16 protein-coding genes and 1 riboswitch are annotated in these 16,121 nt (G+C 60.4%); of the genes, 6 read left to right on the forward strand and 10 right to left on the reverse strand.

Annotated features, from left to right (window positions below; translation table 11 throughout):
* Positions 1-223 precede the first annotated feature (223 nt).
* The 3 genes from ALP8811_RS13260 to ALP8811_RS13270 form a co-directional block, all read right to left on the reverse strand.
* Positions 224-2,002, reverse strand: a complete 1,779-nt coding sequence (locus tag ALP8811_RS13260; protein ID WP_108857738.1) for a bifunctional helix-turn-helix transcriptional regulator/alpha/beta hydrolase — start codon at positions 2,000-2,002, stop codon at positions 224-226.
* A gap of 141 nt (positions 2,003-2,143) precedes the next feature.
* A complete protein-coding gene (locus tag ALP8811_RS13265) occupies positions 2,144-3,133 on the reverse strand; it encodes a type I glyceraldehyde-3-phosphate dehydrogenase (RefSeq protein WP_108857739.1) in 990 nt (329 codons plus the stop codon).
* A 67-nt stretch (positions 3,134-3,200) separates the two neighbouring features.
* Positions 3,201-4,028, reverse strand: a complete 828-nt coding sequence (locus tag ALP8811_RS13270) for a bifunctional allantoicase/(S)-ureidoglycine aminohydrolase (protein ID WP_108857740.1) — start codon at positions 4,026-4,028, stop codon at positions 3,201-3,203.
* 175 nt (positions 4,029-4,203) lie between these two features.
* Between ALP8811_RS13270 and ALP8811_RS13275 the strand changes: the two genes are divergently transcribed.
* Genes ALP8811_RS13275 through ALP8811_RS13290 form a run of 4 tightly spaced genes read left to right on the forward strand, consistent with a single transcriptional unit; the run spans position 4,204 to position 8,409 of the window.
* Positions 4,204-4,839: a CDP-alcohol phosphatidyltransferase family protein gene (locus ALP8811_RS13275; RefSeq protein WP_108857741.1), complete on the forward strand. Its 636-nt coding sequence runs from the start codon at positions 4,204-4,206 to the stop codon at positions 4,837-4,839.
* The gene (locus ALP8811_RS13280; RefSeq protein WP_108857742.1) at positions 4,836-6,044 is read left to right on the forward strand and encodes an ABC transporter substrate-binding protein; all 1,209 of its coding nucleotides are present in this window, start codon (positions 4,836-4,838) and stop codon (positions 6,042-6,044) included. Before ALP8811_RS13275 ends, ALP8811_RS13280 begins: the two co-directional genes overlap by 4 nt.
* Before the next feature lie 45 nt (positions 6,045-6,089).
* Complete coding sequence (locus tag ALP8811_RS13285) at positions 6,090-7,784, forward strand: ABC transporter permease (protein WP_108857743.1); 1,695 nt, start codon at positions 6,090-6,092, stop codon at positions 7,782-7,784.
* Positions 7,777-8,409 carry an ATP-binding cassette domain-containing protein gene (locus tag ALP8811_RS13290; protein ID WP_108857744.1) on the forward strand — a complete coding sequence of 211 codons (633 nt, stop codon included), beginning with the start codon at positions 7,777-7,779 and terminating at the stop codon, positions 8,407-8,409. Before ALP8811_RS13285 ends, ALP8811_RS13290 begins: the two co-directional genes overlap by 8 nt.
* Here the strand turns inward: ALP8811_RS13290 and ALP8811_RS13295 are convergent.
* The 6 genes from ALP8811_RS13295 to uraH form a co-directional block, all read right to left on the reverse strand.
* On the reverse strand, positions 8,406-9,056 hold the full coding sequence (locus ALP8811_RS13295) for an energy-coupling factor ABC transporter ATP-binding protein (RefSeq protein ID WP_108857745.1): 651 nt from the start codon (positions 9,054-9,056) through the stop codon (positions 8,406-8,408). The genes ALP8811_RS13290 and ALP8811_RS13295 overlap by 4 nt on opposite strands.
* On the reverse strand, positions 9,043-9,831 hold the full coding sequence (cbiQ, locus tag ALP8811_RS13300; protein ID WP_108857746.1) for a cobalt ECF transporter T component CbiQ: 789 nt from the start codon (positions 9,829-9,831) through the stop codon (positions 9,043-9,045). The genes ALP8811_RS13295 and cbiQ overlap by 14 nt, the downstream gene beginning before the upstream one ends.
* Positions 9,828-10,409 (reverse strand): NikL family nickel/cobalt ECF transporter subunit, encoded by a 582-nt coding sequence (locus ALP8811_RS13305; protein ID WP_108857747.1) that lies wholly within the window; start codon positions 10,407-10,409, stop codon positions 9,828-9,830. Before ALP8811_RS13305 ends, cbiQ begins: the two co-directional genes overlap by 4 nt.
* Positions 10,406-11,023 carry a cobalt transporter CbiM gene (cbiM, locus tag ALP8811_RS13310; RefSeq protein ID WP_108857748.1) on the reverse strand — a complete coding sequence of 206 codons (618 nt, stop codon included), beginning with the start codon at positions 11,021-11,023 and terminating at the stop codon, positions 10,406-10,408. The genes ALP8811_RS13305 and cbiM overlap by 4 nt, the downstream gene beginning before the upstream one ends.
* A 10-nt stretch (positions 11,024-11,033) precedes the next feature.
* On the reverse strand, positions 11,034-11,819 hold the full coding sequence (locus ALP8811_RS13315; protein WP_108857749.1) for a DUF4198 domain-containing protein: 786 nt from the start codon (positions 11,817-11,819) through the stop codon (positions 11,034-11,036).
* 121 nt (positions 11,820-11,940) lie between these two features.
* A riboswitch (cobalamin riboswitch) is annotated at positions 11,941-12,151 on the reverse strand.
* Between the two features lie 103 nt (positions 12,152-12,254).
* Entirely contained in the window at positions 12,255-12,608 is a 354-nt protein-coding gene (gene uraH, locus ALP8811_RS13320) for a hydroxyisourate hydrolase (RefSeq protein ID WP_108857750.1), read from the reverse strand.
* A gap of 113 nt (positions 12,609-12,721) precedes the next feature.
* On the opposite strand from uraH, the gene puuE reads away from it, so the two are divergent.
* Both puuE and ALP8811_RS13330 read left to right on the forward strand, forming a co-directional pair.
* The gene (gene puuE / locus ALP8811_RS13325) at positions 12,722-14,143 is read left to right on the forward strand and encodes an allantoinase PuuE (protein WP_108857751.1); all 1,422 of its coding nucleotides are present in this window, start codon (positions 12,722-12,724) and stop codon (positions 14,141-14,143) included.
* The gene (locus tag ALP8811_RS13330; RefSeq protein WP_108857752.1) at positions 14,140-14,631 is read left to right on the forward strand and encodes an ureidoglycolate lyase; all 492 of its coding nucleotides are present in this window, start codon (positions 14,140-14,142) and stop codon (positions 14,629-14,631) included. The genes puuE and ALP8811_RS13330 overlap by 4 nt, the downstream gene beginning before the upstream one ends.
* Here the strand turns inward: ALP8811_RS13330 and ALP8811_RS13335 are convergent, their stop codons facing one another.
* Positions 14,632-16,014, reverse strand: coding sequence for a M10 family metallopeptidase C-terminal domain-containing protein (locus tag ALP8811_RS13335; protein ID WP_108857753.1), 1,383 nt, complete (start codon positions 16,012-16,014; stop codon positions 14,632-14,634).
* Positions 16,015-16,121: the final 107 nt, after the last annotated feature.

A 16,121-nucleotide genomic window follows, 5' to 3' on the forward strand; every position in this document is an offset into this window, starting at 1 on the left:
ACAGCGAATTCCCAGCACCGTTGCCGCATGTATACCCATGGTGAACCGGTGCGAACCCACCCACTCAGATGGCCGATCCATAACCCCTTCTGACCAGAAGAAGTCATGAGCATCTCGCAAAAATTTCGAGAACACTTGGCAACTAGAAACCTCTTTGCATCAATACGATTAAGACTAAGAGGCCGCTGGGACGGCGTCATACCCAAGTTGGGGTAAAACGCATCTAAGGAAGGTGTTTTTCCACCTCATCCAGCACGTCGCGCCAATGACGGAAAAACACAAGCTGCCCTGCATCATCATAGAGGCGATAGTCGATCCAATCATGATCGGCGCGGAACTCGTCCAGTGTCGCAAGCGGCACCTGCGGGTCCTGTGCTCCGTTCATATAGATCACTGGAAGGCGGTCTTTCTGCCTGTTGACCAAATCAGACCAGTCGCCCTGCTGCTCCCCCATCACCATGCGCGAGAACGCCTCGTGTGCGGAATGGGTGTCGGTCAGCGCGGTTTCTGATCCCGTGACCATCGCCTCGAAAACCTCTGGGTTTTCAAAGGTTTCGATATCGGCGGGATTATTGCCGTAAACCGCATGCACAAAGCCGCGCTTGCCGATCTTACGTGCCAGATAGAACCCGGCTTTGACCATGAAAGGCAACAGATGCGGCGTGTATTTGGCACCTGCCAGAATGAAGCGGTGCCATTTCTCCATCCGCTCGTACTGGACCCGCTTGGTCATCGGAAGCGTTCCGGCGCAGGCGATGATGGCGGTCAGATCGACGTCATCCCGAGCCGCCAGCGCAAAGGCATAGTAGCTGTCGGATCCCAGCGAAATCACCGGACAACGGTCCACCCGTTCGGCTTGCAGGATCTGCACGGTGTCGCGTGCGGCGCAGTTATCATAGTCAACCGACTTCGCCACCATGTCAGACTGGCCGTAACCCGCGCGCACGGGAACAATGATGCGCAACCCACGCGCCTGCGCTTCGGCCTCGGCCGAAGCAGGCCAGCGCACCAGACCATAATCCAAAGGCAGGAATAAAATGGGCTTGCCAGCCGGATCCCCCAGCACCAGATAATCCAATCGCCGCGCGTCGGGCGTGATCAGCGTCTGGAAGGGGCGCTCTTTGAGCGTGGCATAACCCCGGCTGACGATACGCGGACCGGGATCTGCTTTGATGGTCAGGTTCGACATGTCCATGACCGACAGCGCAAGGCGCACCAGCTCGATCTGGCTTTTCGTTTCGGTCTTGGACAGGATCGACTTGATCTGCGCGCGCACTGTGTCGATCGACCGGCCCCGCTGTTCAGCGATCTCTTTGACGGAACAGCATTCGACAAGGCTTTGCACGACCTTGGCCTCGGCCCCGGTCAGGTCAAAGGCGCGTTTCAGGATGTCCTCGAACCCATCCGGGCAGCTGACCTCGGACGAGGCGGCAAGTACAAACGCGCCCCGGTCGCCGACCTGCACCTCTTGCAGGCGAACCACGACGAAATGCCCCTTCTCGCGCGAGCGCAGGCGCAAGACGGCGGTTTTGTCGCGCGTATCGGTCACCAAGGTCCGGGCCGCAACGCGGATGCTTTCGATATCTTCCGGGTTCACCCGCATCGCAGCGATGTCGTCGCCAAGCGACAGGCCCAAGACCTGCGTTGCTGCCGAATTTACCGCCGCAACCTTGCCCTGTGGATCCAGAAGAAAGGCCGCAACTTTGTCAAAAGGGGCGATTGCCGCATTCAGCTGCGCTTGCGTACTGGATTGCTCCAGACGGTCCAAAAAGGCGCTGGCGCGCTCGAAATGACTGGAAATGGTGTTGTCATCCAGAAGCCGGGGCGCGGACAGGTCGACCCCTTCACGCATCGGTTTCAGCGCCGTTTCCCACAAGTCCAAAAGCGTTTCATACCGCGACGGATCAAGCGCCACGTCGTAAAGACGTTCGATCGCTTCATCGCGGGTTCTACCTGTCAGACCCTCTTTCTGGCCTGACATGGGATGCGCAGGTTCGGTCATGTTCAGTCAGTCATCAACGCGCCATCGGCGCCGGGTTCGCATGACTTAAGTGTAGCAACGCGCCAGCGACCCGCCAAGGGGCGCACCCTTACGGGAATCCGGACTGAAACGTTACTTTAGGTAAGCAATCTTGGAATACGCCTAGCCACGCGCCATCAAGCGGGCGACATCCAGCATCCGGTGCGAGAAGCCCCACTCGTTGTCATACCAGCCGAAAACCCGCAGCAATCCACCCTCGCAAACCGAGGTTTCGGGCCCCGAGATCACGATGCTTTCCGGCCGCATCCGCAGGTCGGACGACACCAGAGGTTCCTCGGTCCAGCCCAACACCTTGCCCGTCGCGCCTTTTTGCAGGATCGCGCGGGCCTCGGCCTCGGTGACTTCGTCGCGTAGGCGCACGGTCAGGTCGATACAGGATACAGAGGCGGTGGGCACTCGGATGGCGCGGGCTTCGACCTTGCCAGCTAGCTGGGGCAGCACGTCGCCCACCAGCTTGTGCGCACTGGTGGTGGTCGGCACCATCGACAGCGCCGCTGCACGCGACCGCGCAGCATTAGCACGGGGTTTGTCCACGGTGGGCTGGCTGCCGGTATAGCAGTGCACGGTGGTCATGTGGCCGCCAATCACGCCAAGTTGGTCATCCAACAGCTTCAAAAGCGGGGCCAGCGCATTGGTGGTGCAAGAGGCATTGGACACAATCCGGTGCCCTGCCAACTGATCCTCGTTCGCGCCCAGCACCACGGTCACATCCGCTTCGGACGACGGGCCCGAGATCAGGACATTGCGCGCGCCTGCCGCCAGACCACGCTCGGCCACGGCGCGTTTGCCCGCCATGCCGGTGCATTCCAGAACCACGTCCACATCGGACAAATCCATCGTGCTGATGTCAGGCTTGTCATAGAAGGGAATGCTCTGTCCGTTGATCACAAGCGCCTGTTCCGCCGCTGAAACCTCGCCCGGGAAGGGGCCGAATACGCTGTCGTATTTGAACAGATAGGCGCAGGTGTCCAAGCTTTCGATATCGTTGATGAAAGCCACCTCGAACGGGTCGGAATCCTGCGCCAAAATGCGCAGAATGGATCGGCCAATGCGGCCAAACCCGTTCAATCCGATGCGAATCTTGTGTGACATCGTTGATCCCTCGCGCCTGTGTCGGTGCCACAGAAGGGGAAATGCACGGAAGGTTCAAGCCTTATGATCAAAACCCGTTCAGGGGCATGTGGCGGTTCACGTCTTTATAGAGCAGATAGCGAAACGGCCCCGGCCCACCCGCATAGCAAGCCTGCGGACAGAAGGCGCGCAGCCACATATAGTCACCCGCCTCGACCTCGACCCAGTCTTGGTTCAGGCGATAGACGGCCTTGCCCTCGAGCACATACAGCCCGTGCTCCATCACGTGGGTTTCGGCGAAGGGAATGACCCCGCCCGGCTGGAAGGTCACGATGTTCACATGCATGTCGTGCCGCAGGTCGGCAGGCTCCACAAAGCGCGTTGTGGCCCATGCGCCGTCGGTGTCGGGCATCGGCATCGGGTCGTGCTCAGTCTCGTTCGTGACGAAGGGGGTGGGGGCGGCGATGCCATCGACAGGTTGAAAGCGTTTGCGAATCCAGTGGAAGCTGACCGGCGCATCCGAGCGATTGTTCAACGCCCACGCGCAGCCCGCCGGAAGAAAAGCATAGCCGCCCGTCTGCATGTCGTGTGAAGTCCCGTCGATGGTCAAGGTCATCTCGCCCTCGACGATGAACAGAACGGCCTCGGCCTCGGGGTTGTCCTCGGGCCGATCGCTTCCACCACCCGGCGCGACCTCGGCGATATAGTGCGAGAATGTTTCAGCAAAGCCCGACAGCGGACGCGCCAAGACCCAAAAGCGCGCATCCGACCAATGCGGCAGGGCCGAGGTCGTGATGTCCGACAACGTACCCTTAGGGATCACGGCATATGCATCCGTAAACACCGCGCGATCCGTTAAAAGCTGGGTCTGCGGCGGCAAACCACCCTTGGGCGTGTAATAGGTCGGTTTCTTCATCAAGGCCTCCGATTGACGTCCCATACAATCGCAAGACAACACACCCGCCAAGGTTTTTCACGCGGAACCTATGACGAATGCTCACGTTTTCGTATGCCGCATGGACGAGAGGTGCAGATTTGGTCCAGATAACCAAGACACGCCGAAATGGATTGGCGAAGGGAAAGGACGCGTCATGCTGGACGCATATGCACGTAGATTGATTGATCCACCGCTGGATCGCGTGGGCGGCCTGTTGGCGCGCGCGGGCGTCGGCGCCAATGCGGTGACGCTGGTCGGGCTGGGACTTGGCCTGCTGGCCGCGGTCAGCATCGTGTTTGGGCAGTTCACGCTGGCTTTGTGGCTGGTTCTGGCATCACGCGTGGCCGACGGGCTGGACGGAGCGATCGCCCGCGCCAGCACCCGGACCGATTTCGGCGGCTATCTGGACATCACCGCCGACTTTGCCTTCTACGGCGCCATTCCCTTGGCGTTCATTCTGCATGACCCTGCCACGAATGGCATTGCCGGGGCCGTCCTGCTGCTGAGCTTTTATGTGAACGGCGCAAGCTTCCTTGGCTATGCGATCCTTGCCGCAAAAAAGGGGCTCGATACCCACGCGCAGGGCATCAAGTCGCTCTACTATTCCAACGGCATCCTTGAGGGCACCGAGACGATCCTGTTCTTCGTGCTTCTCTGCCTTGCCCCCCGTTTCTTCATGCCTCTGGCATGGCTGTTCGCCATCGCCTGTTTCGCCACCGCCATTCTGCGTGTCTGGGGTGCGTATCAGGCCTTTGGCCCCTCTCTTTCCGATCAACAGGAGTCCAAATGAAACACCTTGCTCTTGCCGCCAGCCTTTTGGCGTCGACCCTTCTGCCTACGACCAGTTTTGCCGATCCTGACCCCGCGAATTGGGATGCCGTGTTGGGCGAGGCGAAAGGCCAGACCGTCTATTGGAACGCATGGGGTGGTTCACCCACCACGAACGCCTTCATCGAATGGGCAGGCGACCAGATCGAAGCGCGCTATGGCGTGACGCTGGAGCATGTGAAGCTGACTGACACTGCCGACGCGGTGACCCGCGTGTTGTCGGAAAAGCAGGCTGGTCAGGATGATGACGGTGCGATCGACATGATCTGGATTAACGGGGCCAACTTTGCCTCGATGAAAGACAACGGTCTGCTGTTTGGCCCGTTCGCCGAGGATCTGCCCAACTGGAAGTTTGTAGATGCCGAGGGCAAGACCGTACGTACTGACTTTACGGTTCCCGTCGAAGGGTACGAGGCCCCTTGGGCGATGGCGCAGGTGGTGTTCATGTATGACACGGCGGACATTGCCAAACCTCTGCCTTCCGCCGCCGCGATCCTTGAGTGGGCCAAAGCCCATCCCGGCCGTTTTACCTATCCCCAACCGCCTGACTTCCTGGGTACGACTTTCCTGAAGCAAATGCTTGTCGAGCTGCTGGACGATCCCTCCGTTCTGGCCGCGCCTGTGTCTGACGAAAACTACGCCGACGTGACCGCGCCGCTGTGGGCCTATCTGGAAGAACTGACCCCCGCCCTGTGGCGCGAGGGCCGCACCTATCCGCCCAACGGCACCCGTCAGATCCAGCTGATCAATGACGGCGAGCTGGACATGGCTGTCTCGTTCAGCCCCAGCGCGGCCTCAACCGCGATTGCAAACTACGAGCTGCCGGACACCGTACGCACCTTCGTCTTGGATAAAGGCACCATCGGCAACGCGTCCTTCGTGGCGATCCCCTATAACTCGGGGTCGAAAGCGGGCGCGATGGTGCTGGCGGACTTCCTGATGTCGCCCGAGGCGCAGGCCAACGCCCAAGACCCGAACGTGCTGGGCTATGGCACGGTTCTGAACATGGCCGCCCTGTCTGACGAAGACCGCGCCCGCTTTGACGCGCTGGATCTGGGCATCGCGACCCTGCCCCCAGCCCAGCTTGGCCGCGTGCAGGACGAACCGCATCCCAGCTGGATGACCCGCATCGCGGAAGACTGGCAAACACGCTACGGCGTTCAGTAAAACATCTCATTGCCCCGCGTCCTGCGCGCGGGGCAGTATCCCAGTATGATCCGCTTCCCCCGCCTTCCCCTGTTTCCATTACTGACGGTCCTGTTTCTGCTGGGACCGCTGGTGGCTGGACTGTGGGGGACGCTTCTGCCTGCCTTTGGGCATTTCCCGGCTGGGGGGCATCATGGCCCCTCGCTTGATCCATTTCGCGCGCTTCTTGACTGGCCCGGATTGTCGGATGCGTCCCGGCTGTCGCTGGTCACGGGCGTTGTCTCGGCACTGCTTTCACTGTCCATCACGGCGCTGATCCTTGCAGGCTGGACCGGCACACGCGGGTTTCGGGCACTCGAACGTCTACTGTCTCCCTTCCTTTCGGTCCCCCATGCTGCCGCCGCCTTCGGGCTGGCCTTTTTGATCGCCCCTTCGGGCTGGATCGCGCGGCTGTTTTCCCCGTGGCTGACCGGGTGGGAGCGCCCGCCAGACCTGCTGATCCTGAACGACCCGTGGGGGCTGTCGCTGATCGCGGGCATGGTGGTGAAAGAGGTGCCGTTCCTGCTGCTTATGTCCATCGCCGCACTTGGCCAGATCGACGGCCGCCGCCGTATGGCGCTGAGCCAGAGCATGGGATACGGCCGCATCAAGGCATGGATGATCGCCATCTTCCCCGCGCTTTATGCACGCATTCGCCTGCCCGTCCTTGTGGTCCTGACATGGGCCATGTCGGTGGTGGATGTGGCGGTGATCCTTGGGCCGTCCACTCCGCCCACCCTGTCCGTGCAAATCGTGCGCTGGATGTCCGACCCCGACATCGGCTTCCGCCTGCTCGCCGCCGCTGCCGCACTGTGGCAACTGGTGCTGGTCGTCGCGGGCGTAGGCTTTTGGTTTCTGGGCGAGCACCTGATTGCCCGCATTGCCCGCAGACAGGTCGAGGCCGGACGCCGCGGGCACAGCGACACCCCCCTGCGCGTCGTAGGCTTCGCCCTTGGCACCACTGTCTCGCTGTCACTGCTGCTTGGGTTCCTTGGCCTGATCATCTGGTCCTTCGCTGGGTTCTGGAGCTTCCCTGACCTGCTACCCGATCAGTTCACCCTGCGCAGCTGGATGCGTCACCGCATGGGAAGTCTGGATGCTCTGGGCGAGACAGCATTGATCGCCGGGGTCTCGGTCACCATCGGGATGATCCTGACCATTGGCTGTCTGGAGACCGAAGAGCGATACGGCCTACGTATGACCCAACGCGGGATGTGGCTGATCTATTTGCCGCTGATCCTGCCGCAAACCGCCTTCCTACCGGGGTTGCAAACGCTGCTGCTGAACCTTGGGCTTGGAATGGGACGCGTGCCGGTCATTTTGGCGCATCTGGTCTTCGTCTTGCCCTATCTGCGCCTGTCTCTGGAAGGACCATGGAGGGCATGGGACACCCGTCAAGCCACTGTCGCCAAAGCGCTGGGGGCCACGCCGAACCAAATCCTGTGGCGCGTGCGTCTGCCGATGCTGCTGGCCCCGCTTCTGACCGCCACTGCTGTGGGCGTTGCCGTGTCTGTCGGGCAATACTTGCCCACGCTTCTGGCAGGCGGTGGCCGGGTCGAGACCCTGACGACCGAGGCCGTCGCGCTGGCGTCCGGAGGGGATCGCCGCGCCATTGGCGTCTTCGGCCTGATGCAAACTGCCGCCGCGATGCTTCCTTTCGCGCTGGCCTTGGCGCTGCCGGCTTTGGTATGGCGCAACCGAAAGGGGCTTTTGAATGGCTAACGGATTGCATCTGGATCAGGTCCGCATCCTGAAAGACGGCGCACCGCTGATCGAGATCGACACCCATGTAGCGCCGGGCTCGGTGCTGACCATCATGGGGCCAAGCGGCGTGGGGAAATCCACTCTGCTGTCCGCGATCATCGGCACATTGCCCCCTGCGTTTGACCTGCAAGGCCATGTCCGCCTAGAGGGCCGTGATTTGCTTCCCTTGCCGCCCGAGGATCGCTGTGTCGGGATCCTGTTCCAAGACGCGCTTTTGTTCCCGCATCTCAGCGTTGGGGCCAATCTGGCCTTCGGGCTAGCCCAAGGTGGCACCCGCGCGGAACGCCGCACGCAGATTGATACGGCTCTGGCCGAGGTGGGGCTGGAGGGCTTTGCCGATCGCGACCCCGAAACCCTGTCCGGCGGGCAACGCGCACGGGTGGCGCTGATGCGGATGCTTCTGTCCGAGCCAAAGGCGCTGTTGCTGGACGAGCCCTTTTCCGGCCTTGATGCCGCCCTGCGTGAACAAGTGCGCGCGCTGGTGTTTGACCACGCCAACGCCCGCGCTCTGCCCGTTCTGATGGTCACCCATGATCAGGAAGATGCGGATGCGGCTGGGGGCGAGGTCGTGCGTCTGGGTTAGATCCGCACCAGTTTCCCATTTTCCAGACGATAGCCATCGGGTGCGATCTCGGCCCGGAAATCGGGGGCGTGGCTGACAAGCAGGATCGCTTGATCCAGCCCTTTCAGAATCTCGGTCAAGCGGGCGTAGTTGTCCGGGTCCAGCGCGTTGGTGGGCTCGTCCAAGATCAGCACTTCGGGTTCCATCGCTAGAACGGTCGCCAGCGTCACCAGACGCTTTTCACCACCAGACAGCTTGTGCGTGATCCGGTCGCGCAGATGCATCAAGCCAAGACGGGTCAGAACCTGATCGACAATCGCCAGTGCCTCGTCTTTGGATTTGCCAAGGTTCAGGGGGCCAAAGGCCACGTCCTCGGCCACGGTGGGGCAGAACAGCTGATCGTCGGCATCTTGAAAAACAAACCCGACGCGGCGGCGGACTTCGTGGAAATCGGCCTCTTCGGCGCGGGGTTTTCCAAAGGCTTTGATGGTTCCGGCGGTTGGCGGCATGAGCCCCATTATAAGCTTCAGAAGCGTCGACTTGCCCGCGCCATTCGGCCCGACAATCGACAGCCGCTCGCCCGGCTCCATCCGCATGGATGCCCCTTCCAGCACAGGTTCAAGCCCCGGATAGGCGAAATGGATGTCAGTCAGTTCAAGCAACGGCATAGGCGACCTCGACCCAGATCAGGGCAGCCAGCGCAAGCACCATGGCGCCTGCAAACATTACATCCGTCCGGGTCAGGCGGAACTCTTCCAGCAGAACGATCCGGCCCGAAAAGCCCCGGCATTTCATTGCCGCCAGAATACGTTCGGACCGTTCAATCGCGCGCACCAGCATCATGCCCACCAAATAGCCATAGCTGCGATAGGTGTGCCAATTCGTGCCGGGGCGAAACCCGCGCAGCTTCATCGAGGTGCGCAGACGCATGTATTCTTCGCGCAAGACGTCGATATAGCGGATCGTGAACATCATCAGATGGACCAGCCGCTCGGGCGTCTTCAGGGCGAACAGGGCGTGGCCCATGGTGACCGGCTCCATCGAGCCGACCAGCGTCATCACCGCCAGAATGACCGCGTTGGCGGTCAGCGCAATCTCGGTCGCGCGCCAGAGGCCTTCCCATGTAGCGTCAAACCCGAACACCGAAAACATCGGCGTGCCGGGCATGGTGAAGGGCAGAAGGATCAGGGTGAAAATGATGAACCCATCCATCATCGCCATGCGTTTCAATGTCTTCTGAAACGGCAGACCTGAAATAGCCAAGAGCCACATCGACAGGATCAAAGCGCCCGACAGAACCCGCAGATCATCCAGCGCAACCACGGTCACGGCGTAGATCACGGTCATCACGATCCGCATACGCGGATCAAGCGAGGACACCGCGGCCCGAAGCGCGCCGAAGCCAGTAAGCGGCTTGTCTTCCCCTGTCAGGACATAGGTCATTTGCCGCCCTCCATCTTGCGGCGGGCCGCGATGTAGAAGCCAAGACCGAAGAGGCCGGCGATATAGCCCAACCCGCCCAGAATGGTCTGCAGATTGTTCTTGTTTTTATAGGCACTGATTTCCTGTCGCAGGGGGCGCAGCTCGGTCCGGATCATGGTGGCAAGTTCTGCGCGGGCCTGATCGGACAGACCAGACAGACCAGCCGTCGACGCAGGTGCCGTAGCAGAGGCGGCGGAGGTCGAGACCGCAGCGTCCTGCCCCATCAGCGCGGCCACGTCTGCGGCAGTCATGATGACCTCGGCCACGTGGCCGGCGCCCAGATCGCCGCGGAAGATATGGGTCACGGGCTGCATGGGTGTGTAGACGAAGAACCCGTCCGCGTCGGTCTTTGTTTCGCCCAGCTTGTTGCCAGCCTCGTCAAAGACTTCGACCAGCAGATCGGTGGCCATGTCGCCGCTGGAAAAACCGATCTCGCCTTCGATGTCCGATCCAGACGGAAAAACGGACGAGATGATGTTGTGGGCCAACGCAGGTACAGGTGCCGCCAAGGCGAGGATCAGGATAAGGGATCGGATCATGCCCAGCCTCCTTTCGAGCCTGCGAAAAGCTCGGGCTTAACGCGGCGGGCCAGGAAGATGGCCGCGCCGGACAGAAGCGCTTCGATGAAGATGACAGGAATATGCGCCACGAAGACCAGCTTGGCGGCGGGGATGAATTCGTCCCCAGACAAGGCCAGCGAAAAGGCCACGGCCAGCGTTGTCACGGCGATGGCGAAACCGCCACCGATCCCGCCCCAAACGGCGCCCTGCATGGGGCTGCCGCGGGCGACGAGGCGGCCAAAGATCAACCCGGCCAATACAGCCGGTCCCGCGATATTGATCGCGTTCACGCCCAGAACGGTCAGCCCGCCAAATCCGAAGAACACGGCCTGCAAGAGCAGCCCAACGAACAGCGCCGGAAACGCAGCCCATCCCAGCACCAAGCCAGCCAACCCGTTCAGGATAAGATGGACCGAGCTTGGGCCGATGGGCACATGGATCAGCGAGGCCACGAAGAAGCTTGCAGACAGCACGCCTGCAGCCGGAATACGCTCTAGCGGCAGCTTTTTCAGACCCATCGCGATACCGCCCACAGCCAAGGCCGCGCCGCCGATCAGCACGGGATTTGACAGGGCTCCATCTACAATGTGCATCGCGGGCTCCTTACTTCAGCTCTGTCGCGTTGATCCACAAAACCGCGTCTTGGCTCAGCTCTTTGCCGTCATGTTCGGTGACCGGACCCGACCCCAAGGCCGCGAAGCCCCAGTTGCCTGCTTTTGGAATGCCGAAGGTGAAGACGCCGTTTGCGTCGGTCAGGGCCACAATGGTCCCGCCCGGCATGGCGCCTACGGTGCTGTCAGTGGCTGCGAATGCCTCTAGATCCGGCTCGGCGGCCATGTATTCGATCTCGATCTCAACGCCCGGAACCGGCTTGCCTTCGGACAGAACCACACCCGAGAAGGTCGATCCGACCACGACGTTATAAGGCTTGTTCAACGGCAGGATCTCAGTCGGCAAGCCAGCAGGCTGATCCCAATCGGTGGGCAGCGTGTTGCGGTTCAGAACCGACTTGGTGATCTGCTGGATGTAGATGTCTTCGCTTTGCTCATAATACGGCGTGGGCACGGTCACGACCACATAGTCGCCCGACCGTTTGACCGGCACGGAAGCCGTGAAAGCGGCGGCCTCATTGTGCTTGCCTATAAACGTAGCAGGCGCCACGCGATCCATCAGGTCGGTCTTTGCGCCGTTGTGGATCATGAAGAACTCTTGCGGAGCTTCCATATCCATGGCGTGCCCGTTCTCCATCGGGTGCCAGAAGATCAGGCCCATCGGCACGTCGCCGGGCTTGTCGATCAGCACTTCGTCGGTGTGTTGCAGCAGGAAATGCGCCTGCGCGGCAACGGGTACAAAAGTGGCCAGTGCAGTGGCCAGAATAGTCTTTTTCATGTCGTCCTCATTCGACGTCACAGGGGTTACCTGCAATCAAGAATGAACGAACGGGGTTTTGGCACGGGAGGGTCTTTGGACCGCCGGGCCAGACGCTCACCCCGGCGTCCGGTGGAAATGGGCAAATGCCCAGCGTCCGGCAGGTCTCCTGACTTGCGGGTCTTTGCTTGGCTGGCCTTCCCGGGCGGACCCAGTGGCATGTTCAGCTTCGCTCGCCGCTCACAGTTGCGGGGGCAGTCTCGGTTTTGGCGCCTGTTGGCTACACCTCACCGGGTTCCCTATTACTTTCGCGGTGCTTCTGCACACGCGAAACCGATCGCTGGTTCTGCATGTCAGAACTGGCGGGGACGAGTCAAGCGAAAGCGCGCGGGGCGACGGGTCGCAGACGCCACTGCAAAAGTCGCAAAAAGCGCAAGGTATTGTTATGAAACAGAATTAACTTCCGCGATACGTAGAGTATCCATAAGGCGACAACAGAAGTGGTACGTGATAATGCGCCTGTTCGGACATGCCAAAGCGGATTGGGACCACATCAAGGAAAAGCGGGCTTGTGCCATCTTGACCAGAGGCCCGCAGATAGTCGCCCGCATGGAAGACCAGCTCATAGGTTCCGACCTCGAACACATCAGCGGGCAGGATTTGTTCGTCTGTTCGCCCGTCGTCATTGGTCACAAGGGTTTTCACCAACGCACGCGCCTCGCCCTCGATCCGGTAAAGGTCAATGCGCAGGCCTTGCGCGGGACAGCCGCGTGCTGTGTCCAGAACATGGGTGGTCAGATATCCGGTCATGATAAGTCCTCTCCTCGGCCCCACTATTGGGGGATCCGCACCAACGCGCAATCCTATTTGACGTCTCGACCTTTCCTTGGAAGGGTGGACAGGAACCAAGCACGAGAGAACCCATGCCAGACAGATACGTACGCGACATGCGCGGCCACGGCCCGACACCGCCCAACCCGAACTGGCCGAATGATGCCAAGATCGCGGTACAGTTTGTCCTGAACTATGAAGAAGGCGGCGAGAATTGCGTGCTGCACGGCGATGCCGCGTCCGAGGCGTTCCTGTCCGATATCCCCGGCGCCGCCCAATGGCAGGGCCAGCGGCATTGGAACATGGAAAGCATCTATGAATACGGCGCGCGGGCGGGGTTCTGGCGGTTGCATCGTCTGTTCACGGGTGCGGATATTCCGGTGACGATCTATGGCGTGGCGTCTGCCCTTGCGCGCAGCCCCGAACAGGTAGCGGCGATGACGGATGCCGGGTGGGAGATCGCGAGCCACGGGCTGAAATGGGTCGAACACAAGGACATGCCCGAAGCCGACGAACGCGCCGCGATCGACGAAGCTGTCCGCCTACATACCGAGGTCGTCGGAACGCCTCCGCGCGGCTGGTACACAGGGCGCTGCTCGGAAAACACCGTGCGGTTGGTCGCCGAGCATGGCGGGTTCGACTATGTCTCGGACACCTATGACGATGATCTGCCCTATTGGGCCGAGATCGGGGATCGGGACCAGCTGATCATCCCTTACACGCTGGAAGCCAATGACATGCGCTTTGCCACCGCGCCGGGCTGGGTGACAGGTAACGACTTCGGAGATTATCTGATCGACGCCTTTGACACGCTCTATGCGGAAGGGCAGGCAGGCGACCGCCCCGCAATGATGTCGGTCGGGCTGCACTGCCGCCTGATCGGACGCCCCGGCAAGATCGCGGGGCTGCGCCGTTTCATCGACCATATCCAACGCCACGATGGCGTCTGGTGTCCTCGCCGGATCGAGATTGCCGAGCATTGGGCGGCTCACCATCCACACCGACGGATCGAGCGTCCCAGTCAGATGAAACGGCATCGCTTTGTGACTTTGTATGGCGGGATATTTGAACATTCCCCTTGGGTGGCCCAAGCGGCATTTGATCTCGAACTTGGCCCCGCGCATGACAGCGCGAAGGGTCTGCACAACGCGCTGTGCCGCGCCTTCCGTTCCGCCAGCGATGATGAACGGTTGGACGTGCTGACTGCGCACCCCGATCTGGCGGGCAAACTGGCAGCGGCGGGGCGACTGACTGCGGAAAGCACATCCGAGCAAGCCAGCGCCGGGCTGGACATGTTGACGGATCAAGAACGCGAAACCTTTGTGCATCTGAACACAGACTATGTGGCCAAACACGGCTTTCCCTTCATCATCGCGGTGCGCGATCACGACAAGGCGTCAATCCTTGCGGCTTTCAAACGACGCATCAGGAATGACCGCGCCACCGAGTTTGCCGAAGCCTGCCGTCAGGTCGAACGCATCGCCGAGTTCCGCCTGATGGACCTGCTGCTATGACCAAGATCACCGCGCGGCCCTTGACCGCCGAAGCGTTCGCCCCGTTCGGCGATGTTTTGGAACTGACCGACCACGACAGCCTGACCATCAACGCAGGCATGTGCCAGCGTCATCACGATCTGGCGCAGCTGGACTTTGGCGAAGGGCGTGCCGGGATCAGCCTGTTTGACGGCAAGGCGCGGCAGTTTCCCTATGCGCTGGATCTGGTCGAACGGCACCCGCTGGGATCACAAGCCTTCATCCCGATGAACGGCGTACCCCTTCTGGTCACCGTCTGCCCGGATGAAGACGGCAGCCCCGGCACGCCGCATGCCTTCGTGATGCGCCCTGATCAAGCGATCAACCTACATAAAGGGACTTGGCACGGGGTGCTGGCCCCCATCGACGCGCAAGGGCTTTATGCGGTCGTGGATCGGATCGGCGATGGAACCAATCTGGAAGAGCACAGCTTTGCCGCCCCGATCCTGATCCATCCGCCCGAAGTGTGATCAGTAGAACAGAATATCGTCTACAAGGTTCATCTTGTTGGACACGTCTTCGATAATCAGCTTGTCACCATTCCCGAAATCAATGTGCACATTACCGTTCTTGACCGTGCCATTCTGTTTCAACAGCTGCCTCACCGTCATTCCGGCCGGCACATCATCCTGATCAATGTAAATCTTGTCATTCTGCTTGGCCTTGAAATCGGTGATACGGTCCTTGCCGTCGTCATAATAGAACCGATCCTTGCCTTTGCCGCCCGTCAACTCGTCATCGCCATCTGACCCGTACAGGCGGTCTTTGCCCTTGCCTCCGGTCAGATCGTCCGATCCGGTGCCGCCATACAGTTGGTCTGCGCCACTGCGCCCGACCAGCGTGTCTCTGCCGCCGCCGCCGAACAGCTCGTTATCCTGTCCATTGCCCACGATCTTGTCACTGCCTGAACCGCCCATCGCATGCTCGATCACGGTGCCGTTGGCAACGATCAGATTTCCCTTGTACCCCAACACATCCGAAATGCGCCCTTGACGCAAATCGATGTTCTGGCTTTGCGCGGTTCGGGAAAAATCAAACGTGTCTTCACCGCCAGTGTCCAACACCGTCATTGCAATGCCAGTCGACCCACCCGCAAGTGATGTAAAATCTTTCGACGGTCCCTGAGCATTCGAATTGTAGCCCCATGTGGTGTTGCCACCATTTGCGTTTGTCGGTTTGCCATACATGCTTTGGATCGCAGCAACATCCGCAATCATGGGTGTCAAAATATAGGCATAGTCAGCGTTGATGTTGGTGTTCTCGAATTGGCTGAAATAGGACATGACGGACATCTGCCAACTGTCGTTGGCATAGTGCGCACCACCGGGGAACGACGCCGATCCATTATAATCTCCGCCATGCCCCAAACCCAGCGCGTGGCCGATCTCGTGGACATAGGTCTGGTAGGCATAGCTATGCAGGTCATACTGCTGCCCTTGATACCAGCTTGGGTGCACATTCACCCAAGACCTGTTGATGGTGCCGCCGGACGTGCTTGACGAATTATATGCCCCGGCCGCGCCATCTTGGAACACGATATCCGCATTGGACCCGCTTACTTTGGAAAAGTTAATACCGGTCACAACGCTCCAAGCTTCCAGCGCTTTTTCGACAAACCAGACACCCGCCGCTTCGAGGCCATCGACCGAATAGCTGAGCGTTCCACCTGTTGACACGGCAAACTTGCGTGCTGATCGCCCAGTATCAGCCCAGTAGCCGTTCACCAGATAGTCTGCGACCTGATTTGTCGAGTAATAGGGCAGTGACGCAAAAGAGGGCCCTGAAGCCGCCGTAACACTGGCGTCATAGGTCATCTCATGGAAATTGTGGAAATCCGTGGTGGCGCTGCTCATTTTGTTCTCCAGCCAGATATCTGGGGACTACAAAACAAAATTACACATTCGCCGCAAGGTTGCGATTTTTGCTCGGCGAATAAATGCGGATGGCCCATTCTGAACCA

The organism is Aliiroseovarius pelagivivens, from assembly GCF_900302485.1.
GTDB lineage: Bacteria > Pseudomonadota > Alphaproteobacteria > Rhodobacterales > Rhodobacteraceae > Aliiroseovarius > Aliiroseovarius pelagivivens.

What these genes read in the sequence shown, in the direction of transcription:
- ALP8811_RS13260 (WP_108857738.1), bottom strand. Translation starts at nt 2,002, where the DNA reads ATGACCGAACCTGCGCATCCCATGTCAGGCCAGAAAGAGGGTCTGACA.
- ALP8811_RS13265 (WP_108857739.1), bottom strand. Translation starts at nt 3,133, where the DNA reads ATGTCACACAAGATTCGCATCGGATTGAACGGGTTTGGCCGCATTGGC.
- ALP8811_RS13270 (WP_108857740.1), bottom strand. Translation starts at nt 4,028, where the DNA reads ATGAAGAAACCGACCTATTACACGCCCAAGGGTGGTTTGCCGCCGCAG.
- ALP8811_RS13275 (WP_108857741.1), top strand. Translation starts at nt 4,204, where the DNA reads ATGCTGGACGCATATGCACGTAGATTGATTGATCCACCGCTGGATCGC.
- ALP8811_RS13280 (WP_108857742.1), top strand. Translation starts at nt 4,836, where the DNA reads ATGAAACACCTTGCTCTTGCCGCCAGCCTTTTGGCGTCGACCCTTCTG.
- ALP8811_RS13285 (WP_108857743.1), top strand. Translation starts at nt 6,090, where the DNA reads ATGATCCGCTTCCCCCGCCTTCCCCTGTTTCCATTACTGACGGTCCTG.
- ALP8811_RS13290 (WP_108857744.1), top strand. Translation starts at nt 7,777, where the DNA reads ATGGCTAACGGATTGCATCTGGATCAGGTCCGCATCCTGAAAGACGGC.
- ALP8811_RS13295 (WP_108857745.1), bottom strand. Translation starts at nt 9,056, where the DNA reads ATGCCGTTGCTTGAACTGACTGACATCCATTTCGCCTATCCGGGGCTT.
- cbiQ (WP_108857746.1), bottom strand. Translation starts at nt 9,831, where the DNA reads ATGACCTATGTCCTGACAGGGGAAGACAAGCCGCTTACTGGCTTCGGC.
- ALP8811_RS13305 (WP_108857747.1), bottom strand. Translation starts at nt 10,409, where the DNA reads ATGATCCGATCCCTTATCCTGATCCTCGCCTTGGCGGCACCTGTACCT.
- cbiM (WP_108857748.1), bottom strand. Translation starts at nt 11,023, where the DNA reads ATGCACATTGTAGATGGAGCCCTGTCAAATCCCGTGCTGATCGGCGGC.
- ALP8811_RS13315 (WP_108857749.1), bottom strand. Translation starts at nt 11,819, where the DNA reads ATGAAAAAGACTATTCTGGCCACTGCACTGGCCACTTTTGTACCCGTT.
- uraH (WP_108857750.1), bottom strand. Translation starts at nt 12,608, where the DNA reads ATGACCGGATATCTGACCACCCATGTTCTGGACACAGCACGCGGCTGT.
- puuE (WP_108857751.1), top strand. Translation starts at nt 12,722, where the DNA reads ATGCCAGACAGATACGTACGCGACATGCGCGGCCACGGCCCGACACCG.
- ALP8811_RS13330 (WP_108857752.1), top strand. Translation starts at nt 14,140, where the DNA reads ATGACCAAGATCACCGCGCGGCCCTTGACCGCCGAAGCGTTCGCCCCG.
- ALP8811_RS13335 (WP_108857753.1), bottom strand. Translation starts at nt 16,014, where the DNA reads ATGAGCAGCGCCACCACGGATTTCCACAATTTCCATGAGATGACCTAT.